This is a genomic window from Pseudomonas sp. BP6, from assembly GCF_017875935.1.
Lineage (GTDB): Bacteria > Pseudomonadota > Gammaproteobacteria > Pseudomonadales > Pseudomonadaceae > Aquipseudomonas > Aquipseudomonas putida_Y.
Map to the genome: position 1 here is coordinate 1,054,989 of NZ_JAGINI010000001.1, position 23,583 is coordinate 1,078,571.

Annotated in this window: 24 protein-coding genes; 21 read left to right on the plus strand and 3 right to left on the minus strand. The window is 63.2% G+C overall.

What is annotated here, in order from left to right:
- The first annotated feature begins 34 nt into the window (after positions 1 to 34).
- Together J3A98_RS04715 and J3A98_RS04720 are read left to right on the plus strand one after the other, a co-directional pair.
- Complete coding sequence (locus J3A98_RS04715) at positions 35 to 967, plus strand: ABC transporter ATP-binding protein (RefSeq protein WP_176685446.1); 933 nt, start codon at positions 35 to 37, stop codon at positions 965 to 967.
- Entirely contained in the window at positions 964 to 1,743 is a 780-nt protein-coding gene (locus tag J3A98_RS04720) for an ABC transporter permease (RefSeq protein ID WP_003247128.1), read from the plus strand. The genes J3A98_RS04715 and J3A98_RS04720 overlap by 4 nt, the downstream gene beginning before the upstream one ends.
- Here the strand turns inward: J3A98_RS04720 and J3A98_RS04725 are convergent.
- Positions 1,627 to 2,259, minus strand: a complete 633-nt coding sequence (locus tag J3A98_RS04725) for a DUF2062 domain-containing protein (RefSeq protein WP_176685447.1) — start codon at positions 2,257 to 2,259, stop codon at positions 1,627 to 1,629. The genes J3A98_RS04720 and J3A98_RS04725 overlap by 117 nt on opposite strands.
- A 142-nt stretch (positions 2,260 to 2,401) precedes the next feature.
- Here J3A98_RS04725 and J3A98_RS04730 point away from each other — a divergent pair, with 142 nt between their 5' ends.
- From J3A98_RS04730 to murB, 8 genes are all read left to right on the plus strand, one after another.
- On the plus strand, positions 2,402 to 4,618 hold the full coding sequence (locus J3A98_RS04730) for a DNA internalization-related competence protein ComEC/Rec2 (RefSeq protein WP_209964402.1): 2,217 nt from the start codon (positions 2,402 to 2,404) through the stop codon (positions 4,616 to 4,618).
- A gap of 155 nt (positions 4,619 to 4,773) precedes the next feature.
- Positions 4,774 to 5,409: a MotA/TolQ/ExbB proton channel family protein gene (locus tag J3A98_RS04735; RefSeq protein ID WP_176685449.1), complete on the plus strand. Its 636-nt coding sequence runs from the start codon at positions 4,774 to 4,776 to the stop codon at positions 5,407 to 5,409.
- The gene (locus J3A98_RS04740; protein ID WP_176685450.1) at positions 5,406 to 5,840 is read left to right on the plus strand and encodes a biopolymer transporter ExbD; all 435 of its coding nucleotides are present in this window, start codon (positions 5,406 to 5,408) and stop codon (positions 5,838 to 5,840) included. Before J3A98_RS04735 ends, J3A98_RS04740 begins: the two co-directional genes overlap by 4 nt.
- A complete protein-coding gene (gene lpxK / locus J3A98_RS04745) occupies positions 5,840 to 6,841 on the plus strand; it encodes a tetraacyldisaccharide 4'-kinase (protein ID WP_209964405.1) in 1,002 nt (333 codons plus the stop codon). The genes J3A98_RS04740 and lpxK overlap by 1 nt, the downstream gene beginning before the upstream one ends.
- Before the next feature lie 44 nt (positions 6,842 to 6,885).
- Complete coding sequence (locus tag J3A98_RS04750; RefSeq protein ID WP_003247142.1) at positions 6,886 to 7,071, plus strand: Trm112 family protein; 186 nt, start codon at positions 6,886 to 6,888, stop codon at positions 7,069 to 7,071.
- Positions 7,068 to 7,832 carry a 3-deoxy-manno-octulosonate cytidylyltransferase gene (gene kdsB / locus J3A98_RS04755; RefSeq protein WP_176685452.1) on the plus strand — a complete coding sequence of 255 codons (765 nt, stop codon included), beginning with the start codon at positions 7,068 to 7,070 and terminating at the stop codon, positions 7,830 to 7,832. The genes J3A98_RS04750 and kdsB overlap by 4 nt, the downstream gene beginning before the upstream one ends.
- Positions 7,832 to 8,296 (plus strand): low molecular weight protein-tyrosine-phosphatase, encoded by a 465-nt coding sequence (locus J3A98_RS04760; RefSeq protein WP_004575950.1) that lies wholly within the window; start codon positions 7,832 to 7,834, stop codon positions 8,294 to 8,296. Before kdsB ends, J3A98_RS04760 begins: the two co-directional genes overlap by 1 nt.
- A complete protein-coding gene (gene murB, locus J3A98_RS04765) occupies positions 8,293 to 9,312 on the plus strand; it encodes a UDP-N-acetylmuramate dehydrogenase (protein ID WP_209964412.1) in 1,020 nt (339 codons plus the stop codon). The genes J3A98_RS04760 and murB overlap by 4 nt, the downstream gene beginning before the upstream one ends.
- A 419-nt stretch (positions 9,313 to 9,731) precedes the next feature.
- Here the strand turns inward: murB and rne are convergent, their stop codons facing one another.
- Positions 9,732 to 13,004 carry a ribonuclease E gene (gene rne, locus J3A98_RS04770; RefSeq protein WP_209964415.1) on the minus strand — a complete coding sequence of 1,091 codons (3,273 nt, stop codon included), beginning with the start codon at positions 13,002 to 13,004 and terminating at the stop codon, positions 9,732 to 9,734.
- 797 nt (positions 13,005 to 13,801) lie between these two features.
- Here rne and rluC point away from each other — a divergent pair.
- Genes rluC through J3A98_RS04785 form a run of 3 tightly spaced genes read left to right on the plus strand, consistent with a single transcriptional unit; the run spans position 13,802 to position 16,432 of the window.
- Positions 13,802 to 14,758: a 23S rRNA pseudouridine(955/2504/2580) synthase RluC gene (gene rluC, locus J3A98_RS04775; RefSeq protein WP_176685456.1), complete on the plus strand. Its 957-nt coding sequence runs from the start codon at positions 13,802 to 13,804 to the stop codon at positions 14,756 to 14,758.
- 3 nt (positions 14,759 to 14,761) lie between these two features.
- The gene (locus tag J3A98_RS04780) at positions 14,762 to 15,436 is read left to right on the plus strand and encodes an HAD family hydrolase (RefSeq protein ID WP_176685457.1); all 675 of its coding nucleotides are present in this window, start codon (positions 14,762 to 14,764) and stop codon (positions 15,434 to 15,436) included.
- A gap of 6 nt (positions 15,437 to 15,442) precedes the next feature.
- Positions 15,443 to 16,432 (plus strand): S49 family peptidase, encoded by a 990-nt coding sequence (locus tag J3A98_RS04785; protein ID WP_209964418.1) that lies wholly within the window; start codon positions 15,443 to 15,445, stop codon positions 16,430 to 16,432.
- Positions 16,433 to 16,657: 225 nt separating this feature from the next.
- Here the strand turns inward: J3A98_RS04785 and J3A98_RS04790 are convergent, their stop codons facing one another.
- Positions 16,658 to 17,236 carry a nucleoside triphosphate pyrophosphatase gene (locus J3A98_RS04790; RefSeq protein ID WP_209964421.1) on the minus strand — a complete coding sequence of 193 codons (579 nt, stop codon included), beginning with the start codon at positions 17,234 to 17,236 and terminating at the stop codon, positions 16,658 to 16,660.
- Between the two features lie 96 nt (positions 17,237 to 17,332).
- Here J3A98_RS04790 and J3A98_RS04795 point away from each other — a divergent pair, with 96 nt between their 5' ends.
- The 8 genes from J3A98_RS04795 (at position 17,333) to pabC (ending at position 23,579) form a co-directional block, all read left to right on the plus strand.
- A complete protein-coding gene (locus J3A98_RS04795; protein ID WP_010952934.1) occupies positions 17,333 to 17,860 on the plus strand; it encodes a YceD family protein in 528 nt (175 codons plus the stop codon).
- A gap of 13 nt (positions 17,861 to 17,873) precedes the next feature.
- On the plus strand, positions 17,874 to 18,056 hold the full coding sequence (gene rpmF / locus J3A98_RS04800) for a 50S ribosomal protein L32 (RefSeq protein ID WP_003247154.1): 183 nt from the start codon (positions 17,874 to 17,876) through the stop codon (positions 18,054 to 18,056).
- A 3-nt stretch (positions 18,057 to 18,059) separates the two neighbouring features.
- Positions 18,060 to 19,070 (plus strand): phosphate acyltransferase PlsX, encoded by a 1,011-nt coding sequence (gene plsX, locus J3A98_RS04805; protein ID WP_209964424.1) that lies wholly within the window; start codon positions 18,060 to 18,062, stop codon positions 19,068 to 19,070.
- A 127-nt stretch (positions 19,071 to 19,197) separates the two neighbouring features.
- Entirely contained in the window at positions 19,198 to 20,136 is a 939-nt protein-coding gene (fabD, locus tag J3A98_RS04810) for an ACP S-malonyltransferase (protein WP_129933675.1), read from the plus strand.
- A gap of 15 nt (positions 20,137 to 20,151) precedes the next feature.
- A complete protein-coding gene (fabG, locus tag J3A98_RS04815; protein WP_003247160.1) occupies positions 20,152 to 20,892 on the plus strand; it encodes a 3-oxoacyl-ACP reductase FabG in 741 nt (246 codons plus the stop codon).
- A gap of 203 nt (positions 20,893 to 21,095) precedes the next feature.
- The gene (gene acpP, locus J3A98_RS04820) at positions 21,096 to 21,332 is read left to right on the plus strand and encodes an acyl carrier protein (protein WP_021784983.1); all 237 of its coding nucleotides are present in this window, start codon (positions 21,096 to 21,098) and stop codon (positions 21,330 to 21,332) included.
- A gap of 187 nt (positions 21,333 to 21,519) precedes the next feature.
- The gene (gene fabF / locus J3A98_RS04825) at positions 21,520 to 22,764 is read left to right on the plus strand and encodes a beta-ketoacyl-ACP synthase II (protein WP_010952938.1); all 1,245 of its coding nucleotides are present in this window, start codon (positions 21,520 to 21,522) and stop codon (positions 22,762 to 22,764) included.
- Entirely contained in the window at positions 22,764 to 23,579 is an 816-nt protein-coding gene (pabC, locus tag J3A98_RS04830; protein ID WP_209964427.1) for an aminodeoxychorismate lyase, read from the plus strand. The genes fabF and pabC overlap by 1 nt, the downstream gene beginning before the upstream one ends.
- Positions 23,580 to 23,583 lie beyond the last annotated feature (4 nt).

Below are 23,583 nucleotides of genomic sequence, written 5' to 3' on the forward strand. Positions count from 1 at the left end.
GTCCTGCACCTTTTTCTTCGGTAAGTGACCCGCTATGAGTTCCGCCCTGTCCATCCGACAGCTGACCAAGACCTACGGCAATGGCTTTCAGGCCCTCAAAGGCATCGACCTCGATGTTGCCGAAGGCGACTTCTTCGCCTTGCTCGGCCCCAACGGCGCCGGTAAATCCACCACCATCGGCATTCTCTCGACCCTGGTGAACAAGACCAGCGGCACAGTGAACGTGTTCGGTCACGACCTGGACCGCGAGCCCTCCGCGCTCAAGCGTTGCCTGGGCGTGGTGCCGCAAGAGTTCAACTTCAACCAGTTCGAAAAGACCTTCGACATCGTCGTGACCCAGGCCGGGTACTACGGCATCCCGCCCAAGCTGGCCAAGGAGCGCGCCGAGCAGTACCTGACCCAGCTGGGCCTGTGGGACAAGCGTGATGTGCAGTCGCGTTCGTTGTCCGGCGGCATGAAGCGGCGCCTGATGATTGCCCGTGCATTGATCCACGAACCGCGCCTGCTGATCCTGGACGAACCCACCGCCGGGGTGGATATCGAGCTGCGCCGCTCGATGTGGAGTTTCCTCACCGAGCTGAACCAGAAGGGCATCACCATCATCCTCACCACCCACTACCTGGAAGAGGCTGAGCAACTGTGCCGTAACATCGGCATCATCGATCATGGCACCATCGTCGAGAACACCAGCATGCGCCAGTTGCTGGGCAAGCTGCATGTCGAAACCTTCGTGCTCGACCTCAAGCAGGACCTGGTCGCGGCCCCGGTACTGCAGGGCTACCCGTGCCGGCTGCTGACCCCGCATACCCTGGAAGTGCAGGTGGAGAAGGACATCGGCATCACCGCGCTGTTCGGCCAGCTGGCGCTGCAGAACATCGAAGTGCAGAGCCTGCGCAACAAGACCAACCGACTCGAGGAGCTGTTCGTGTCCCTGGTGGAAAAAAACCTGTCGAAGGTGGCCGTATGAGTGTGGAACTGCGCACCAACTGGGTCGCCCTGAACACCATCGTCTACCGCGAAGTGCGGCGCTTCCTGCGCATCTGGCCGCAAACGTTGCTGCCGCCAGCGATCACCATGGTCCTGTACTTCGTCATCTTCGGTAACCTGATTGGCCGGCAGATCGGCGACATGGGTGGCTTCACTTACATGCAGTACATCGTCCCGGGGCTGATCATGATGTCGGTGATCACCAACTCCTACGGCAACGTGGTGTCGAGCTTTTTCGGCAGCAAGTTCCAGCGTTCGATCGAGGAACTGATGGTGTCGCCGGTATCGCCGCACACCATTCTCGTGGGCTATGTGCTGGGTGGGGTGCTGCGTGGTTTGGCGGTGGGTGTGATCGTGACCATCCTGTCGATGTTCTTCACCGACCTGCAGGTACACCACCTGGGCGTGACCGTGGTGGTTGTGCTGCTGACGGCCACCATCTTTTCGCTGCTTGGCTTCGTCAACGCAGTGTTTGCACGCAACTTCGACGACATATCGATCATCCCGACCTTCGTGCTGACGCCGCTGACCTACCTGGGCGGGGTGTTCTACTCGATCAACCTGCTCCCGCCGTTCTGGCAGACCGTGTCGTTGGCCAACCCGGTGCTGCACATGGTCAACTCGTTCCGCTACGGCATTCTAGGGGTGTCGGATATCAGCATTGGCACGGCGATCACCTTCATGCTGGTGGCCACTGCGGTGCTCTACGTTGTTTGCGTTCGCTTGCTGGTCAGCGGCCGCGGCATGCGTGCCTGAAGCCTTGCACCGGCATTGGCGACGACGCCACTGCCGGCCCACCCACGAGCGCCAATAGAGCATGGTGGTGAAGTAGCCAAGGATGCCCAGCACCACGCCGCATACCACCGAACCGAGCAGGAAGGGTTGCCACAGCGTGGCCAGCTGGTCGGTGATCCACTCGAAGGTCAGCTCGTCGGGCAGGGTGCGCGGCGGGATCTGCATCAGCCAGGCACCGGCCATGTAGGTCACGAAGAACACCGGTGGCATGGTCAGCGGGTTGGTCAGCCACACCAGGCTGATGGCGATCGGCAGGTTGCCGCGCACCGGGATTGCCAGGGCTGCGGCCAGTAGCATCTGCATGGGAACGGGAATAAGCGCCGCGAACAGGCCCACACCCATGGCCCTCGCCACCGAATGGCGGTTCAGGTGCCAGAGGTTGGGATCATGCAGCAACTTGCCGAAAAAACGTAAGGACTTGTGTTCCCGAATGCTGGTCGGGTCCGGCATGTAGCGTTTGAAAAGTCGGCGCGGCATGTAGGCTCCCGGAGCGTTGACCCTGGCAGTATGCCCTTAATCCTGCTCGGCCTCGTTTAGAGTTTGTGACAATTGTTGAGCGAGCGTTGCCGGCGATTGGGCTATGCCTCAGAAGGTGATTTGCCTTCTGGAGCTCTACCTCATGCGCACAGGGATGTTTGCGCTCGCGCTCGGGCTATTGTGCCTGGGCTTTCTTCCCGCATTGCCATCGGTCGGATGGTTGATAACCCTGGCAGCCTGCGCTGTCGGCAGCCTGTTTACCCGCGTCTGGCCGTTGGGCTGGTTTCTGCTGGGCTTGTGTTGGGCGTGCGGGTCTGCTCAGCAGGCCCTTGATGATCGTCTGGCTGCCGGCCTGGAGGGGCGCACCTTGTGGCTGGAAGGGCGGGTAGTCGGCTTGCCGGCACGCACTGCACAAGGTGTGCGTTTCGAGCTGGAAGCGCCACGCTCGCGGCGGGCCGAACTGCCTCAGCGTTTGCAACTGAGCTGGTTCGACGGCCCGCCGCTGCGGGCGGGCGAGCAGTGGCGGCTGGCCGTGACCTTGCAGCGCCCGGACGGGCTGCTGAACCCGCATGGGCCTGACCGGGAAGCGCAGTTGCTGGCGCGACGGGTGGGGGCTACGGGTACTGTCAAGGCGGGACAGTTGCTGGCGCCAGTCGCCGGTGGTTGGCGCGATGCGCTGCGTCAGCGCTTGCTGATGGTCGAAGCCAATGGCCGGCAGGCAGCGCTGGTGGCACTGGTGCTTGGCGATGGTGCGGGCCTCGCCCGGGAGGACTGGCAGACGTTGCAGGCCACCGGCACGGTGCACCTGTTGGTGATCTCTGGCCAGCACATCGGTCTGGTGGCCGGTTTGCTCTATGGCCTGGTCGCCGGACTGGCGCGTTGGGGCCTGTGGCCGGCAAGGATACCGTGGTTACCTTGGGCCTGTGGCTTGGCCATGACGGCAGCGCTGGCCTACGGCTGGTTGGCCGGCGCTGGCGTACCGGTGCAGCGGGCCTGCCTGATGCTGGCCGTGGTGCTGCTCTGGCGTCTGCGCTTTCGCCACCTTGGCGCGTTTTTTCCGTTGCTGCTTGCACTGGTCGCCGTACTTGTCTTCGAGCCGCTGGCGGCGCTGTTGCCGGGGTTCTGGCTGTCGTTCGCCGCCGTGGCCACGCTCATCTACTGCTTCAGTGCCCGGTTGGGTGGTTGGCGGCCCTGGCAGGCCTGGACGCGTGCGCAATGGGTGATCGCCATTGGCTTGCTGCCGGTGTTGCTGGCCACGGGCTTGCCGGTGAGCCTGAGTGCGCCGCTGGCCAACCTTGTGGCGGTGCCGTGGGTCAGCCTGGCAGTCTTGCCGTTGGCGTTGCTGGGCACGCTGATGCTGCCGCTGGCGGGCATTGGCGAGGCGTTGCTCTGGCTGGCAGGTGGCCTGCTGGATGTGCTGTTCCGCGGGCTGGCGCTGGTGGCGCAGCAGCGCCCGGCATGGGGGGCGCCGGCCCTGCCGTTGTGGGCCTGGTTGCTGGTGTGTCTGGGCTCTCTATTGGTTTTGCTGCCTCGTGGTGTGCCGCTGCGCGGGTTGGGAGGGGTGATGCTGCTGGCGCTGTGGGTGCCCAGGGAGTCGGTACCGATCGGCCAGGCCGAGGTCTGGCAGCTGGATGTCGGCCAGGGGCTGGCGGTGCTGTTGCGTACCCGGCATCACAGCCTGCTCTACGATGCCGGACCGGCAAGGGGGGAAAGCGACTTGGGGGAACGCGTGGTGCTGCCGACCTTGCGCAAGCTGGGGGTGGGCGGCCTGGATGTGATGGTGATCAGCCATGCGCATGCCGACCATGCGGGCGGGGCCGGGGCCATTGCGCGTGGTTTGCCGATCGAGCGGACAATCGGTGGGGAAGCGCTGGTTGATGTTCCGTTGCAGCCTTGTGCCAGTGGCGAGCAATGGGACTGGGATGGCGTGCGCTTTTCACTGTGGCGCTGGGTGGACGGGCAAAGCAGCAATGATCGTTCCTGTGTGCTGTTGGTCGAGGCGCAGGGCGAGCGCTTGCTGCTGGCGGGAGATATGGAAGCTGCTGCCGAACGGGCCTGGCTGGCGGACACTGAAGTGCCGCGTATCGACTGGCTGCAGGCGCCGCATCATGGCAGCCGCAGTTCGTCCACCGAGGCGTTCGTCCGGGCTACCGCACCGCGCGGGGTATTGATTTCGCGGGGGCGCAACAACAGCTTCGGGCACCCGCACGTGCAGGTGGTCGAGCGGTATAAGCGGCATGGGGTGGTGATGCATGATACGGCAGTGGAGGGGGCATTGCGGTTGGTGTTGGGGCGGCATGGGGAGGTTGAGGGTGTGCGCCGACAGCGGCGATTCTGGCGTGATGTAGGTGGTGGCTGATCTGGCCCTTTCGCGGGTAAACCCGCTGCCACAGGTACTGCACGGCCCAGAGGGCCGACCCGGTAGCCCGACAGCCTAATTCCCTGACCTCCGGCAGATGAGCCCTCGGCGCGCCTATGGTAGAGTGGCGGCCTTTTTCCGAAGGGGCGTTTATTGTGTGGGAATTGGTCAAGTCCGGTGGTTGGATGATGCTGCCGATCATTCTGAGCTCCATCGCTGCCATGGCTATCGTCGTCGAACGCCTGTGGACCTTGCGCGCCAGTCGCGTCACCCCGCCGCACCTGCTGGGCCAGGTGTGGATTTGGATCAAGGACAAGCAACTGACCAGTGACAAGCTCAAGGCCCTGCGTGCCGATTCGCCATTGGGTGAAATCCTCGCGGCGGGCCTGGCCAATTCGCGTCACGGTCGGGAGATCATGAAAGAGTGCATCGAGGAGGCCGCCTCGCGCGTCATCCACGAACTGGAACGCTACATCAGCACCCTCGGCACCATCGCCGCCATGGCGCCTCTGCTGGGCCTGCTGGGCACCGTGCTGGGCATGATCGATATTTTCAGCGCCTTCATGGGCTCGCAGATGACCGCCAACGCCGCCGTGCTGGCCAGTGGTATCTCCAAGGCCCTTGTCACCACTGCGGCTGGCCTGATGGTCGGTATCCCGGCAGTGTTCTTCCACCGTTTCCTGCTGCGCCGCATCGATGAACTGGTGATCGGCATGGAGCAGGAGGCGATCAAGCTGGTGGAAGTGATCCAGGGTGACCGTGAAGTGGAAGTGGCCGGAGGCAAGGCGTGAAGTTCCGGCGCAATCGCCAGCGGGAGAACGTCGACATCAACCTGGCGTCGCTGATCGACGTGGTGTTCGTCCTGCTGCTGTTCTTCGTGGTTACCACCACCTTCACCCGCGAAACGCAACTCCGCGTCGAGCTGCCCGAAGCCACCAGTGCCGAGCGGGCGCCGGCTGACCCGGGCAAACTGGTGGAAATCACCATCAGCGCCGAAGGCGTGTATTCGGTGAACAACCACCTGCTGCCCAAAAGCGACCTGGCCACCCTGAGCGAGGCCATAGAGCGCGAGTCGGGCGGCGACAACAAGTTGCCGCTGGCCATCAGCGCCGACGGCAAGACCCCGCACCAGGCTGTGGTCACCGCAATGGATGCTGCCGGCAAGCTCGGTTTCAGCCAGTTGCGCATGACCACCGTCGAGGCGGCCCAGGGCACGCCTTGATGGCTTTCGCCGACCGCTTGCTCGCCGCCTGGTACGCCGGGCATCCGGCGCTGGTGCTGCTGCGTCCGCTGGAGGCCCTGTATCGCCGCGTGGTCACGCGCAAGCGGGCACGGTTTCTAAGGGGGGACAGTGCCAGCTACCGGGCACCGGTACCGGTCATTGTGGTGGGCAACATCACCGTCGGTGGCACCGGCAAGACGCCGATGATCCTCTGGCTGATCGAACACTGTCGCCAGCAGGGGCTGAAGGTGGGCGTGGTCAGCCGCGGTTATGGTGCCAGGCCGCCGCAGCTGCCCTGGCGGGTGCAGGCCGATCAGGCGGCCGATCAGGCGGGCGACGAGCCGCTGCTGATCGTGCAACGCACCGGCGTGCCACTGATGATCGACCCCGATCGCGCCCGTGCCGTGCAGGCATTGCTGGCCAGCGAACCCCTCGACCTGATCCTGTGTGACGACGGTATGCAGCATTACCGCCTGGCCCGTGACCTGGAACTGGTGCTGATCGACGCTGCCCGCGGCCTGGGCAATGGCCGCTGCCTGCCGGCGGGGCCCTTGCGTGAGCCGGCCGACCGCTTGCGTGAGGCCGACGCGGTGCTGTTCAACGGCGCCAGCGAAGACCGCACCGATGGTTTCGGTTTCCGCCTGCAGCCGTCCGCCCTGGTCAACGTACGCACTGGCGAGCGCCGTGCGCTCGACCATTTCCCCGCCGGCCAGCGCCTGCATGCGGTGGCCGGTATCGGCAACCCGCAACGTTTCTTCAACACCCTGCTGGGGCTAAACTGGCAGCCGGTGCCGCATCCCTTCGCCGACCATGCGCAGTTCAGTGCCCGGAGCCTGGCCTTCAGCCCGCCACTGCCGCTGGTCATGACCGAGAAGGACGCGGTGAAATGCCGGGCCTTTGCCGCTGACGACTGGTGGTACCTGGCCGTCGAAGCGCAGCCTACGCCGGCTTTCAGCGCCTGGTTCGACAGCCAGCTGCAACGCTTGTTGCGCAAACCCTGAGCCCGTTTTCAATTTCCGGCCACCTGGCCTAAAGGAAGCCTCCAATGGACACCAAACTGCTCGATATCCTGGCCTGCCCGATCACCAAGGGCCCGCTCAAGTTGAGCGCCGACAAGACCGAGCTGATCAGCAAAGGCGCTGGTCTGGCCTACCCGATTCGCGACGGTATCCCGGTCATGCTGGAAAGCGAGGCACGCACCCTGACCGACGACGAGCGTCTTGACAAATGAGCCTGGAATTTACGGTAGTAATCCCCGCCCGGCTGCGCTCCACCCGCCTGCCAGGCAAACCGCTGCTGCTGATTGCCGGCAAGCCGATGGTGCAACATGTGTGGGAGCAGGCCCGCAAGAGCGGTGCCAGCCGTGTGGTCATCGCCACCGACGACACCAGCATCCTCGAAGCCTGCCAGGCCTTCGGCGCCGAAGTGCTGATGACCCGTGCCGATCATGAATCGGGCACTGACCGCCTGGCCGAAGTGGCCGCGTACCTCGGCTTGCCGGCTGACGCCATCGTGGTCAACGTGCAGGGCGACGAACCGCTGATCCCACCGGTGATCATCGACCAGGTGGCGGCCAACCTGGCTGCGCATCCGGAAGCGGGCATCGCCACCTTGGCCGAGCCGATCCATGAGCCGGAAACCGTGTTCAACCCTAACGCGGTCAAGGTAGTGAGTGACAAGAATGGCCTGGCCCTGACGTTCAGCCGAGCGCCGCTGCCCTGGGGCCGCGATACCTTTGCCAAGGGCCGCGACGTGCTGCCGGAAGGGGTGCCATATCGCCGCCATATTGGCATGTACGCCTACCGTGTCGGCTTCCTGCACGACTTCGTCAGCTGGGGCCCATGCTGGCTTGAGCAGGCTGAAGCGCTGGAGCAACTGCGTGCCCTGTGGCACGGCGTACGCATTCACATCGAGGACGCCATCGAGGCGCCTGCCGTGGGCGTAGACACCCCGGAGGATCTGGAGCGCGTACGGCGCTTGCTGGAGGCCTGATGCGCGTCCTGTTCGTGTGCCTGGGCAACATCTGCCGCTCGCCCACTGCCGAAGGCGTGCTGCGCCATCAATTGCATGCCGCCGGGCTCGCCGACAAGGTGCAGGTGGCTTCTGCCGGCACCGGCGATTGGCATGTCGGCAAGGCGCCAGACAGCCGCACCTGCAAGGCGGCGCTGGCGCGTGGTTACGACCTGTCGCAGCAACGCGCCCAACAGGTCAAGGCATCGCACTTCGCTGAATACGACCTGGTGTTGGCCATGGATGAGCACAACCTGCGCGATCTGCGGGCCCTGCGCCCGTCCACGGCAGTGGGTGAACTCGACCTGTTCCTGCGCCGCTACGGTGCAGCCCTGGATGAAGTGCCAGACCCTTACTATGGTGGCGCCGACGGCTTCGAGCAGGTGCTGGATCTGGTGGAAGCGGCTTGCCAGGCGCTGGTACTGGAAATCAAGGGGCGTCTATGACAGTGCAGTGGCAGGAGCAGGTATCGCTCAAGCCTTACAATACCTTCGGCATCGACGTGAAGGCGCGCTATTTCAGCCAGGTGCAGGACGACCAGCAGGTGCGTCAGGCGCTGGGCCAGGCACAGCAAAGGGGCCTGCCGGTACTGGTGATCGGGGGTGGCAGCAACCTGCTGCTGACCCGCGATATCGATGCACTGGTGCTGCACATGGCCAGCCGCGGTCGGCGTGTGCTCAATGACGATGGCGAGCGTATCGTGGTCGAAGCCGAGGCCGGTGAACCATGGCACGCGTTTGTGCAGTGGGCGCTGGCGCAGGGCTATTGCGGGCTGGAGAACCTCAGTCTGATCCCCGGCACCGTCGGGGCTGCGCCGATGCAGAACGTGGGCGCATACGGGGTGGAGATCAAGGACGTGTTCGCCGGGCTGACAGCCCTGGACCGTGAGACGGGCGAGCTGCGGGACTTCAGTTTGGTAGAATGTGCTTTCGCCTATCGCGACAGCCTTTTCAAGCGCAACCCCGGCCGCTGGTTGATCCTGCGTGTGCGCTTTGCCTTGACCCGCACTCTGCACGCTCATCTGGATTACGGCCCGGTGCGCCAACGCCTGTCTGAGCAGGGTGTTACCGAGCTGAGCGCGCAAGCGATCAGTGATGCAATCTGCAGCATTCGCCGCGAGAAGCTGCCAGACCCGGCAGAGCTTGGCAATGCCGGGAGCTTCTTCAAGAACCCGGTGGTAACGGCTGATCGGGTCGAGCGTATTCGTGCGCAGTATCCCGGCGTCGTGGCATACCCCCAGGCTGATGGTCAGGTGAAACTGGCGGCGGGCTGGTTGATCGAGCAGGCGGGCTGGAAGGGCCATCGTGAGGGTGATGCTGGCGTGCATCGCTTGCAGTCGCTGGTGCTGGTCAACTATGGGCAGGCGAGCGGGGCGCAGATGCATGCGCTGGCGCGGAAGATTCAGGCGGATATCTTCGAGCGGTTTGGGGTTGAGCTGGAGATGGAGCCTAATCTTTACTGATTTGCCGCCTGTGAACCTCCCGTAGAAGCGGGTTTACCCGCGAAGAGGCCGGGCCTGGTGGCCAATTTCTACCTGCCGTTCACCGTTGCTGCCACCACCGTATTCGCGGGTAAACCCGCTCCTACACGCTGATCGGTGGTGGATATACATCGGGGGTTGGACACAGGCCATTGTAGGAGCGGGTTTACCCGCGAAGAGGCCGGGCCTGGTGGCCAATTTCTACCTGCCGTTCACCGTTGCTGCCACCACCGTATTCGCGGGTAAACCCGCTCCTACACGCTGATCGGTGGTGGATATACATCGGGGGTTGGACACAGGCCATTGTAGGAGCGGGTTTACCCGCGAAGAGGCCAGTCAGGCAAGCCAAAAAAAGCCCCGCCAGTTCGCACTGGCGGGGCTTTTTCATTCAGCTTTGGCTATCAGCCGTGATGAGGTTTGTGCTCATCGGCGGCTTCCAGGGCTGGTTCCTGGGAGGCTGCAGCAGCTTCCTGTGCGGCTTTGGCAGCAGCCTCGGCCTCACGCTTGCGGCGACGCACTTCACGTGGGTCGTTCGGTGCGCGGCCGTTGGCCAGCATGACAGTGGCAGGTTCGACCGCTGCAGGTGCAGGCTCGGCCGCCACTTCTGGCTGGGCTTCGACAACCGGGGCAGGCTGTACAGCAACCGGAGTGACTTCGACCACGGCCGGGGCCTGTTCGATTTCACCGGCTTCCACCGTTGGGGCTTCTACTGGGGTTTCAGCAGTCACGGTTTCTGCAACCACGGCCGACTCAACAGCAGGTGCGTCTTCAGCGACAGGCTGCGGGGCAGTTTCGACCACAGGCTCGGCAGTTGCCTCGGCTGCGGCCACTGGCTCGGTGACCGGCTGCTCGACCGCTGGGGCCACGGACGCTTCTTCAGCTTTGGCGACCGCTTCGACCTGCTCGACCGGCTGGGTGGCTTCGCTGTTGTCGGTTTCTGCAACGGTAGCGACTTCGGCGGTAGCACGCTCGGCCTGCTGGTTGGCCTGGGCTTCTGCGTCGGAGCTGATGTTGCTGCTGGCGACAGCAGCCGTCACGGCAAGGCCGGCAGCCAGTTCGGCACCCAGCTCGGTGGCCTGGTGCTGTTGTGGCTGCTCTTCGCTGCCTTCTTCTTCACTGCCGTCGATCAGTTCGCCATTGGCGTTGCGCTGACGCTCACGACGGTTGCTGCGACGACGCTGGCCACGGGAGCGGCGGCGCGGGCGCTCGCCATCGGTGCCTTCCTGCTCGTCTTGCTGCAGCTCTTCGCTTGGCAGTTGCTCTTCGGCCAGCTCGGCAGCCTGTTCGGCAGCTTCTTCGACAGCGCGTGGTTGGCGCTCTTCGCGTGGTGGGCGCGGGGCGCGTTCTTCACGTGGAGCACGTTCTTCACGAGGTGCGCGCTCTTCACGTGGAGCACGTTCTTCACGAGGTGCGCGCTCTTCACGTGGAGCACGTTCCTCACGAGGTGCGCGCTCTTCACGTGGGGCACGTTCCTCACGAGGTGCGCGCTCTTCACGTTGGGCACGTTCTTCACGAGGTGCACGCTCTTCGCGTGGAGCACGCTCTTCACGCGGCTGGCGCTCTTCGCGTTCGGCTGGTGGCGTAGCGTCCAGCGGCTCGCGCAATTCGCGAACGCGCTCTTCGCCGCGGTTGCTACGGCGGTCTTCGCGTGGCTGGCGTGGAGCACGTTCTTCGCGTGGGGCGCGTTCCTCACGCGGTGCACGCTCTTCACGTGGGGCGCGTTCCTCGCGCGGTGCACGCTCTTCACGTGGGGCGCGTTCTTCGCGCGGTGCACGCTCTTCACGCGGTGCGCGCTCGGCACGCTCTTCGCGCGGCTTGCGTTCTTCGTCGCGGCGGCCGTTGCGGTTGCGGCTTTGCTGGCGGCCGTTGCGGCGTTCTTCGTTGCGCGGGCTGCGCTCGGCGGCCGGTTTTTCGGCGGCGGGAACCACTGGCGCGGCGGCAGGCTCGTCCTTGCCGGCGAACAGGCTGACCAGCGACTTCACCAGGCCTTTGAACAGGCTTGGCTCTGGAGCGCTCGGGGCAGGGGCGACCGGCGCGGCAGGCTGGGGCTCTTCAGCGGCGACCGGTACCGGTGCGTTGGCGCGGGCCGGGGCCGTTTTCACTGCGGCTTCCTGGCGTACCAGGGTGCGGGTGGCGGTCGGCTGCGGCGCTTCTTCGGCTTCGGCGGCGGCGATTTCGTAGCTGGACTGGTTGTTCAGCACTTCAGGGTTGTCGTCGCGCAGGCGCTGGACTTCGAAGTGCGGGGTTTCCAGGTGGTCGTTCGGCAGGATGATGATGCGCGCACGGGTGCGCAGCTCGATTTTGGTGATCGAGTTGCGCTTTTCGTTCAGCAGGAAAGCGGCTACCGGGATCGGCACCTGAGCGCGTACTTCGGCGGTGCGGTCCTTCAGGGCTTCTTCTTCGATCAGGCGCAGGATGGCCAGCGACAGCGACTCGACGTCACGGATGATGCCGGTGCCGGAGCAGCGCGGGCAAACGATGCCGCTGCTTTCGCCCAGCGATGGGCGCAGGCGCTGACGGGACATTTCCAGCAGGCCGAAGCGCGAGATGCGGCCTACCTGCACGCGGGCGCGGTCGGCTTCCAGGCATTCACGAACGCGCTCTTCAACGGCGCGTTGGTTCTTTGCCGGGGTCATGTCGATGAAGTCGATGACGATCAGGCCGCCGATGTCACGCAGGCGCAGCTGGCGGGCGATTTCCTCGGCCGCTTCCAGGTTGGTCTGCAGGGCGGTTTCTTCGATGTCGCTGCCTTTGGTGGCGCGCGCCGAGTTGATGTCGATGGACACCAGGGCTTCGGTCGGGTCGATCACGATCGAGCCACCGGACGGCAGGTCAACCACGCGCTGGAAGGCCGTCTCGATCTGGCTTTCGATCTGGAAGCGGTTGAACAGTGGCACGCTGTCTTCGTACAGCTTGACCTTGCTGGCGTACTGCGGCATCACCTGGCGGATGAAGGTCAGTGCTTCTTCCTGGGCTTCGATGCTGTCGATCAGCACTTCGCCGATGTCCTGGCGCAGGTAGTCGCGGATGGCGCGGATGATGACGTTGCTTTCCTGATAGATCAGGAATGGCGCGGCGCGGTCCAGGGACGCTTCCTTGATGGCGGTCCACAGTTGCAGCAGGTAGTCCAGGTCCCACTGCATTTCTTCGCTGCTGCGGCCAAGGCCGGCAGTGCGCACGATCAGGCCCATGTCGCCCGGCACGGTCAGGCCGTTCAGGGCTTCGCGCAGTTCGTTGCGCTCTTCGCCTTCGATGCGGCGGGAGATGCCACCGGCACGCGGGTTGTTGGGCATCAGCACCAGATAGCGGCCGGCCAGGCTGATGAAGGTGGTGAGGGCGGCGCCTTTGTTGCCGCGCTCTTCCTTCTCGACCTGAACGATGACTTCCTGGCCTTCGCTGAGCACTTCCTTGATGTTGACCCGGCCTTCTGGGGCCTTCTTGAAGTACTCGCGGGAGATTTCTTTCAGCGGCAGGAAGCCGTGACGTTCGGAACCGAAGTCGACGAAGGCGGCTTCGAGGCTGGGTTCGATGCGGGTGATCTTGCCTTTGTAGATGTTGGCCTTTTTCTGCTCGCGCGCGCCGGACTCGATGTCCAGGTCGTAGAGACGTTGGCCGTCCACCAGGGCTACACGCAACTCTTCGGGTTGAGTCGCGTTAATCAGCATTCTTTTCATGTTGTACCGTCGGTTTCCGGGCTGCCGGAAACGGCGTTCGGCACACACGACGTCTCATGGTCGGTGCCAAGGTGCGCAAAGGGTGGCCGGGCCACCCCCGTGTCGAGCGACGTTCGGCACCAGCCGGTTGCCCAGCCTGCCGTTGTCGCGACGACGCGTCCTGTTTGCTGCGGTGCCAACAAGGCCCCGGTGGCTTCGAATAGGTATCCGAATCAACCAAGCGGGCCTTGTGCACTCAGTCAGGAGGAGGAATCAACCGTCAGCCGTGGACGCCCGGAGGGCATCTGTTCAGGACCTTATCCGCTCACCAGCCGTCAGTGGGCTGGTGGCCGGACGCGGTGCTACACGGTCCGAGGGCTGTGCATCTCCACCCTGCACGTATCCCTGATAATTCGGGTGCTGCCGCGCGCTGAATCCGCAACGGGTTGCATTTTTCGCCAGCGCTGGTTCTGCGCTGGCGCCATTCATGTCCAAGGCAGGTATTTCCGAAGCATTCGCCGGGCGATGCGTGGAAGCGACTCGCGGGCAGAGGTGCAGCGAAAAGAATCGGGTAAGCAGGTGAAACACCGCACTTGTCGTTTTTTTTCGGTCTTCTCTACACGGCGCTGGTGGCGATTCCAGGCATTTCGGTAAACTGGCGAAAACCCCGTAGGACGGCCTCGCGTCCTGGAGAATTGCGAAGGTCAGGGACCGGCAAAGAGCCTGATGCCGCTGGCCTGCCGCTTTTGGCGGCGTTCGCGACTATAGCAGCAATGATTAAGTGCTTCAATTCCATAAAAAATTGTTATGATCCCGCAATGACGACCAATACCCCTCCGACTTCCGGCGTTCAGCTGATCGAAGTCGCGCCGGAGCTTGCCGGCCAACGCATCGATAATTTCCTCATCACGGCCCTCAAGGGCGTGCCCAAGACACTGGTCTACCGCATCCTGCGCAAGGGTGAGGTGAGGGTCAACAAGGGCCGCGTCAAGCCGGAGTACAAAATCCAGGCCGGCGACATCGTGCGGGTTCCGCCCGTCCGCTTGCCGGAGCGAGACGAGCCGGCGCCGGTGGCCCAAGGCCTGCTGCAGCGCCTGGAGGCCGCCATTGTTTACGAAGACAAGGCGCTTATCGTGATGAACAAGCCGGCCGGCATCGCCGTGCATGGCGGCAGTGGCCTGAGCTTCGGGGTGATCGAGGCGCTGCGCCAGTTGCGCCCGGACGCCAAGGAGCTGGAGTTGGTGCACCGCCTGGATCGCGACACGTCTGGTCTGTTGATGATCGCCAAGAAGCGCAGCATGCTGCGCCACCTGCATGCCGCCCTGCGCGGCGATGGTGTCGACAAGCGCTACATGGCGCTGGTGCGCGGCCACTGGCCAACCTCGAAAAAGCAGGTCAACGCGCCGTTGCTCAAGAGCAACCTGCGTTCCGGTGAGCGCATGGTTGAAGTGAACGAGGAAGGCAAAGAGGCGCTGACCCTGTTTCGGGTGCTGCGCCGTTTTGGCGACTTTGCCACCATTGTCGAGGCGCGCCCGATCACCGGTCGTACCCATCAGATCCGCGTGCACGCGCTGCATGCCGGGCACATGATCGCTGGCGACAGCAAGTATGGCGACGAAGATTTCAGCCGGGAAATTCGTGAGCTGGGCGGCAAGCGCCTGTTCCTGCATGCCTATGCGTTGACCGTGCCGCTGCCGGACGGCGGTGAATTGAAGCTCGAGGCGCCTGTGGATGAGGTCTGGGCGAAAACCGTTGAACGTCTGAGTGCGTCCTGACCCATGAAAAAAGGCTATGAGCTACTGATCTTCGACTGGGACGGCACCCTGGCCGATTCCATTGGGCGTATCGTCGAGGCCATGAGTGTCGCCGCCGAGCGTGCCGGCGAGGCGCAGAGCAGCGACGCTGCGGTCAAGGGTATCATCGGTCTGGCCCTGGACGAGGCGATCCACACCCTGTACCCGCACCTGGCGCCTGCAGGGGTTGCCAGCTTCCGTCAGCACTATGCCGATGTCTACGTTGCGCTGGATCAGCAGCCTTCGCCGCTGTTCGAAGGCGTGGTCGAGTCGCTGGATGCCTTTCGTGCCGAGGGTTACCGCCTGGCGGTGGCCACCGGCAAGGCCCGTCGCGGGCTGGATCGGGTGCTCAAGGCCAATGGCTGGGAGCGGTTCTTCGATATCACCCGTGCCGCTGACGAGACCCGGGGCAAGCCGCACCCGCTGATGCTCGAGGAAATCCTCGGTCATTGTGGCGTCGAACCGACGCGTGCACTGATGGTCGGAGATTCGGCATTCGACCTGCAGATGGCCAGCAATGCCGGCATGCATTCGGTGGCGGTTGGCTATGGTGCCATGTCGCTGCAGGCGCTGGCCGAGTTTGGCCCGCAGGTATGCATCGATCACTTTTCCCAGTTGCGCGAGTGGCTGGGTGGTTCCGCAACTCCACTTCCAAGGTAGGTAAGCATGGCAGACGAATGGAAAGCCCCAGAGGCCGAGCCCGGGGAGCGCGAAGAGCGCAACAGCTGGAAGCTGCTGGAAAAGACCTTGCTGGCCAGTGTGCAGGAGCAGCGACGGTCGCGGCGCTGGGGGATCTTCTTCAAGCTGCTGACCTTCGTCTACCTGTTCGGCATTCTGGCGTTGTTCTCGCCGCTGATGGACATGGACAAGGCCGCTTCGCGCGGTGCCAGCCATACCGCGCTGGTCGAGGTGCGCGGGGTGATTGCCGATCAGGAGGCTGCCAGCGCCGATAACATCGTCAAGAGCCTGCGAGCGGCGTTCAGGGATGACAAGACCAAGGCTGTGGTGATGCGCATCAACAGTCCGGGTGGCAGCCCGGTGCAGGCGGGTTACGTGTATGACGAAATTCGTCGCCTGCGTGCCGAATATCCCGCTATCAAGCTGTATGCGGTGATCGCCGACCTGGGTGCTTCCGGTGCCTATTACATCGCCAGTGCGGCGGACGAGATCTATGCCGACAAGGCCAGTCTGGTGGGTTCCATTGGTGTGACGGCGGCCGGTTATGGCTTTGTCGGCACCATGGAAAAGCTGGGGGTCGAGCGGCGTGCCTATACATCGGGTGAGCACAAGGCGTTCCTTGATCCGTTTTCGCCGGAAAAACCAGAAGAGACCCGGTTCTGGCAGGGTGTGCTGGATACCACGCACCAACAGTTCATCGCCATGGTGAAGCAGGGGCGGGGAGAGCGCCTGAAGGATAAGGAGCACCCGGAGTTGTTCAGCGGCCTGATCTGGTCGGGTGAGCAGGCCAAGGCGCTGGGGCTGGTGGATGGCTTGGGCAGTGCCAGCTATGTGGCGCGTGAAATCGTGGGCGAAAAGGAGTTGGTGGACTTCACTGTTCAGGAGTCGCCTTTCGATCGCTTCTCCAAGCGCGTGGGGGCCAGCGTGGCTGAGCACCTGGCGATGTGGATGGGGTTCCAGGGGCCGCAGTTGCGTTGAGTCCGTCGCAGTTTGTGTTGCCTGGCAGATCGAGCGCCGCCCGCGCGGCGCATTGCGCTCAGGCTCGCTCATCGATCGGGGCGCCCGGCGGTGCGGTGGAATCGCCACGCACCGTTGTAGGAGCGGGTTTACCCGCGAATAGGCCGGACCTGCCGTCCAACATCCCCGATCGTTCACTCTCCCGGGCGGCGCTCGATCCGCCGGGCGCCCAAATCCCCGGCCAGGTTACGGAACCATCACCTCTTCCCTGGTCAGCATATCCACCAGCCGAATCAGCGGCAGCCCGATCAGGCTGGTCGCATCGCACCCATGCGTGCTCTGGAACAGGCTCACCCCCAGGCCCTCTGCCTTGAAGCTCCCTGCGCAATCCAGCGGCTGTTCTGCTGTCACGTAACGCTCTACCTGTTCCCTGCTCAATTCGCGCAGTGTCACGGTAAAAGGCACGCAATCTACCTGGCAGTGCCCGGTGGCGCTGTTCAGCAGTGCCAGCCCGGTCAGGAAGTTCACCTGTTGCCCGCTGCACTCCAGTAGTTGCTCGCAGGCGCGCTCGAATGTATGTGGCTTGCCCAGCACCTGCTCACCCAATACTGCAACCTGGTCCGAGCCGATAATCAGGTGCCCGGGATGGCTGCCTGCCAATACCTCGGCCTTTTGCCTGGCCAGCCGGCGCACCAGTTCTACGGGCGGCTCGCCATCCAGGCGTTGCTCGTCTATGTCGGGGCTTGCCCAGGTGAAGGGCAGGTGCAGGCGTGCGAGCAGTTCGCGGCGATAGGCAGAGCTGGAAGCCAGTAACAAAGGAAGCATGGTAGACTCCGGGTTCGGTTGAACCAATTCTATCACGCACGATGCCGCCTAATTTCCTTTGACAGGGGCGGGGGGCATCCCTAGAATGCTGCGCCTATGTTGAATGACCCGATTCCACCTCACGTTGACCCGCGCAAATTAGCCGATCGTGGCGTAACCCTTAACGGTTCGCTGCAACTCGCTGATTTGGAAAGACTCTGCGACCCGCTTTCCGACAATGTCGGTACGGTGCAGGCGAAGTTCGATTTTGAACGAGATGAGCAGCACGTGGTGGTTATCCACAGCGAGCTGGACGTCGAAGTCAAGATGGTTTGCCAGCGTTGTCTTGAGCTGGTCACCCTGCCGATCCACAGCGAATGTACTTACGCGGTGGTGAAGGAGGGTGCGAATACCCAGTCGTTGCCGAAAGGCTATGACGTGCTGGAACTGGGCGAAGATCCTTTGGATCTGCAGGCATTGGTCGAGGAGGAGCTTTTGCTCGCCTTGCCAATCGTGCCTGCTCATCATCCGGAAGAATGCCAGCAGCCGGCGGGCGCAGACGAGCCCGAATCGAGCAAGGACGAGGTATCGCGGTCCAACCCGTTCAGTGTTTTGGCGCAGTTAAAGCGTGACCCAAACGTTTAGGAGTTAATCAATTATGGCTGTTCAGCAGAACAAAAAATCCCGCTCTGCCCGTGACATGCGCCGTTCGCACGACGCTCTGTCGGAAAACGCGCTGTCGGTAGAGAAAACCACTGGTGAAGTTCACCTGCGTCACCACGTTTCGCCAGAAGGCGTATACCGTGGTCGTAAAGTGGTTGACAAGGGCGCTGACGAGTAATCCTTGTCCGCTCAGGTCATCGCGATCGACGCAATGGGCGGGGACTTCGGTCCCCGCAGCATTGTCCAGGCTAGCATTGCCTGCCTTTCGGCTACCCCCTCGCTCCACCTGACCCTCGTCGGTCAACTCTCCCTCCTTGAAGATCTCGTCAGTGGCCTGCCAGCTGCGGATCGCGCGCGTCTGCAGATTGTTGCCGCCAGTGAGGTAATCGGTATGGACGAGCGGCCATCCCAGGCGTTACGTGGCAAGCCGGATTCGTCGATGCGCATCGCCCTCGAACTGGTGCGCGACGGAAAAGCCCAGGCCTGCGTCAGTGCCGGCAATACCGGGGCGCTGATGGCGTTGTCGCGCTTTGTGCTCAAGACTCTGCCGGGTATCGACCGGCCGGCCATGGTGGCGGCGATCCCGACCCAAACGGGTTACTGCCAACTGCTCGATCTGGGCGCCAATGTCGACTGCAGTGCCGAAAACCTCTACCAGTTCGCCGTGATGGGCTCGGTGGCCGCTCAGGCCCTGGGTGTGCACCGGCCACGCGTGGCACTGTTGAATATCGGTACCGAGGACATCAAAGGCAATCAGCAGGTCAAGCTGGCTGCCACGCTGTTGCAGAACGCCCGCGGCCTCAACTATGTCGGTTTCGTCGAAGGGGATGGCCTGTACCGGGGTGAGGCGGACGTGGTGGTGTGCGATGGTTTTGTTGGCAACATACTGCTCAAATCCAGCGAGGGTCTGGCGACGATGATCGGTGCGCGCATCGAAAAACTGTTCAAGGGCGGTGCTTTTTCCCGCATTGCCGGGGCCGTGGCCATGCCGCTGCTCAGGCGTCTGCAGGCCGACCTGGCGCCGGCGCGGCACAATGGGGCGAGCTTCCTGGGGCTGCAGGGTATCGTCATCAAGAGTCATGGCTCTGCGGGCGTGCAGGGGTTTCAGAGTGCCATCCAGCGGGCGCTGATCGAAATTCAGGAAAACCTGCCGCAGCGGCTGCACGGCCGCCTTGAAGACTTGTTGCCTTAGGCATTTCGCCGATGAAGTGCTTAAATGTGACCGCTTGGTCTGTGTTTTCATCCAAGTTTTCAGATTCCGCGCTTGGCCTCGGGCCTGGCGCACACTATCCGACGACAAGATCATAAGGGCTTGTTCAATGTCTGCATCCCTCGCATTCGTCTTTCCCGGTCAAGGTTCCCAGTCGCTGGGCATGCTCGCCGAGCTCGGCGCCGAGAAGCCAGTGATCATCGAAACCTTCAAGGAAGCGTCCGAAGCGCTCGGCTACGACCTGTGGAAGCTGGTCCAGGACGGCCCGGAAGAGCAACTTAACCAGACCGACAAGACCCAGCCGGCGATCCTCACCGCGTCCATCGCGTTGTGGCGTCTGTGGCTGGAAGAGGGCGGTGCCAAGCCTGCCTTCGTGTCCGGTCACAGCCTGGGCGAATACAGTGCCCTGGTCGCCGCTGGCAGCATCAGCCTGAAAGATGCCGTTCGCCTGGTCGAGCGCCGCGGTCAGCTGATGCAGGAAGCCGTACCGGCCGGTCATGGCGCCATGGCTGCCATTCTCGGTCTGGACGATGCCGTGGTCGTGGAGCTCTGCGCCGAAGCCGCTGAGGACGAAGTGGTCAGCGCCGTGAACTTCAACTCGCCTGGTCAGGTGGTCATCGCCGGTAACAAGGCAGCGGTAGACCGTGCCATGGAGCTGTGCAAGGCCAAAGGTGCCAAGCGCGCCCTGCCGCTGGCGGTCAGCGTTCCGTCGCACTGCGCCCTGATGAAGCCGGCCGCCGAGCGCTTTGCCGATTCGGTCAATGCCATCGAATGGAAGGCCCCGCAGATTCCGGTGGTGCAGAACGTCACTGCTGCCGTCGCCGCCGACCTCGATGCCCTCAAGCACGACCTGCTGGCACAGCTGTACCAGCCGGTACGCTGGGTCGAGTGCGTGCAGACCCTGGCCGCCAACGGTGCGGTCAACCTGGTCGAGTGTGGCCCGGGCAAGGTCCTGGCTGGCCTTAACAAGCGTTGCGCCGACGGCGTGACCACCTACAACCTCAACACCCCTGACGCCGTTGCTGCCACCCGCGCGGCACTGGCCTGACTTGGAGAAGCTTGCATGAGCCTGCAAGGTAAAGTTGCACTGGTCACCGGCGCCAGCCGTGGCATTGGCCAGGCCATCGCCCTCGAACTGGGCCGCCAGGGCGCGACCGTGATCGGCACCGCCACTTCGGCGTCCGGCGCCGAGCGCATCGCTGCCACCCTGAAAGAGCACGGCATCACCGGCACCGGCATGGAGCTGAACGTGACCAGCGCCGAATCCGTTGAAGCAGTACTGGCCGCCATTGGCGAGCAGTTCGGTGCGCCGGCCATCCTGGTCAACAACGCCGGTATCACCCGCGACAACCTCATGCTGCGCATGAAAGACGACGAGTGGTTCGATGTCATCGACACCAACCTGAACAGCCTCTACCGTCTGTCCAAGGGCGTGCTGCGTGGCATGACCAAGGCACGTTGGGGTCGTATCATCAGCATCGGCTCGGTCGTCGGTGCCATGGGTAACGCTGGTCAGGCCAACTACGCGGCTGCCAAGGCCGGCCTGGAAGGTTTCAGTCGCGCCTTGGCGCGTGAAGTGGGTTCGCGTGGCATCACCGTCAACTCGGTGACCCCGGGCTTCATCGATACCGACATGACCCGCGAGCTGCCGGAAGCTCAGCGCGAAGCCCTGCAGACCCAGATTCCGCTGGGCCGCCTTGGCCAGGCTGACGAAATTGCCAAGGTGGTTTCGTTCCTGGCGTCCGACGGCGCAGCCTACGTGACCGGCGCCACCGTGCCGGTAAACGGCGGGATGTACATGTAATACTGCAACTCAATGTGACGGGTTTCGTAAAAAAAGAGTCATACTGCGAGCCTAAAATCCGTTATAAAGCTGCAACCAGATTCCAGGCAGCGGGTGTGGTGACTAGCCTGAAGGTGCGTTTCGCTTGAAAAGCGAACGTCTTTCTATAAAATTAGCCACCGGCCAGCTGCCTGACATATATCCATTAGGAGTGAAAACTAGGTATGAGCACCATCGAAGAACGCGTCAAGAAAATCGTCGCCGAGCAACTGGGCGTCAAGGAAGAAGAAGTGACTAACTCCAAGTCCTTCGTCGATGACCTGGGTGCCGATTCGCTTGACACCGTTGAACTGGTGATGGCTCTGGAAGAGGAATTCGAGACCGAAATCCCTGACGAAGAAGCCGAGAAGATCACTACCGTTCAAGCTGCTATCGACTACGTCCTGGCCCACCAGGCCTAAGACGCTACAGTCGACGCTACTTGTCGGGGAAAACCGCACTGCCTTCGCTGGCGTGCGGTTTTTTCTTTGCGAGCGCCTCGCATTCTTCAGGCCGCTTCGTTCACCGCGCACCAAGAGTCTGTTGCCATTGCATTCCTGCGCTTGAATGCAATGGCAAGAGACTCTGTTATTAGAAAAGGAGAGTACTGTGTCGCGTAGACGCGTCGTGGTCACCGGTATGGGTATGCTGTCGCCACTGGGTACCGATGTACCGAGCACCTGGCAGGGCATTCTGGCTGGCCGCAGTGGCATTGGTCCGATCGAACACACGGACCTGTCTGCCTACTCCACCCGTTTTGGCGGCTCGGTGAAAGGCTTCGAGGTTGAGCAGTACCTGTCGGCCAAAGAGGCCCGCAAACTCGATCTGTTCATCCAGTACGGCCTGGCGGCCGGTTTCCAGGCGGTGCGTAACGCCGGCCTGGAGGTCACCGACGCCAACCGTGAGCGTATTGGCGTGGCCATGGGCTCGGGCATCGGTGGCCTGACCAACATCGAAGAAACCAGCCGCACCCTGCACGATTCGGGGCCGCGCCGCATTTCGCCGTTCTTCGTGCCGGGTTCGATCATCAACATGATCTCCGGTTTCCTGTCGATCCACCTGGGCCTGCAAGGGCCGAACTACGCCATCGCCACCGCTTGCACCACCGGCACCCATTGCATCGGCATGGCCGCGCGCAATATCGCCTACGGTGAAGCTGACGTGATGATCGCTGGTGGCGCCGAAATGGCCGCTTGTGGTCTGGGCATGGGCGGTTTTGGCGCTTCGCGCGCGTTGTCCACCCGCAACGACGAACCCAGCCGGGCCAGCCGGCCGTGGGACAAGGGTCGTGACGGCTTTGTGTTGTCCGACGGTGCCGGAGCCCTGGTGCTTGAGGAGCTGGAGCACGCCAAGGCCCGCGGTGCGACTATCTATGCAGAGCTGGTTGGCTTTGGCATGAGCGGCGACGCCTACCACATGACCTCGCCACCCGACTCTGGCGAGGGCGCTGCCCGCTGCATGGCCAACGCTTTGCGCGATGCCGGTATCCAGCCGGAAGAAGTCAGCTACATCAACGCCCACGGCACTTCTACCCCGGCGGGCGATGTGGCCGAAGTGGCGGCGATCAAGCGCGTGTTCGGCGAGCATGCCTACAAGCTGGCGGTCAGCTCGACCAAGTCGATGACCGGTCACTTGCTGGGCGCCGCGGGCGCGGTGGAGGCGATCTTCAGCGTGCTGGCCATCAATAGCCAGATGGCCCCGCCGACCATCAACCTGGACGAGCCGGACGAGGGGTGTGACCTCGACTTCGTTCCCCACCAGGCGCGCAGCATGCCGATCGACGTGGTGCTGTCCAACTCGTTCGGCTTTGGCGGCACCAACGGCTCGCTGGTATTCCGCCGGTTTGCCGGCTGATGCACAGCTGGATCGACGGCCAGCCGGCGACTGCACTCAACCTGCAGAACCGCGGCCTGGCCTACGGCGATGGCCTGTTCGAAACCATCGCTGTGCGAGGCGCCCGGCCCAGCTTGCTGGACGGCCACCTCGCACGCTTGGCACTGGGCTGCCAGCGCCTGGCAATCAACGCCGACCTGGCGCTGGTACGCGACGAGTTGCTGCGCTATGCCAGCCAGTTGGGCGAGGGTGTCGTCAAACTCATTCTGACCCGTGGCGATAGCCAGCGTGGCTATGCGCCCGCTGTCGATGCCGCTCCGCGGCGGATCCTGCAAGGCAGCCCATTACCCCGCTATCCTGCCGAGCATGCCGAGCATGGCGTGCGCTTGTTCCCTTGCCAGACCCGGCTTGGGGAACAACCACTGCTGGCCGGCCTCAAACACCTCAACCGCCTGGAGCAGGTGCTGGCCCGTGCCGAATGGCAGGACAGCGGCCATGCCGAAGGCCTGATGCGTGACGCGCAGGGCAGGGTGATCGAAGGGGTATACAGCAATCTGTTTCTGGTGCGTGATGGCGTGCTGCTTACTGCCGACCTTAGCCGTTGCGGTGTGGCGGGAGTGATGCGTGCCGCACTGCTGGAACAGGCCCCGCTGCTGGGTATTGCGGTACAAGTCTGCGACCTGTCATTCGACGCGCTGGAGCAAGCAGATGAAGTATTTGTTTGCAATAGCGTTTACGGCATTTGGCCTGTGTGTGGCGTAGCCGCGTTAAACTGGTCGCCAGGCCCGCTCACTCGTAAACTGCAGGCCGTTGCCCGTACGTTACTGGAAACCTGAATTC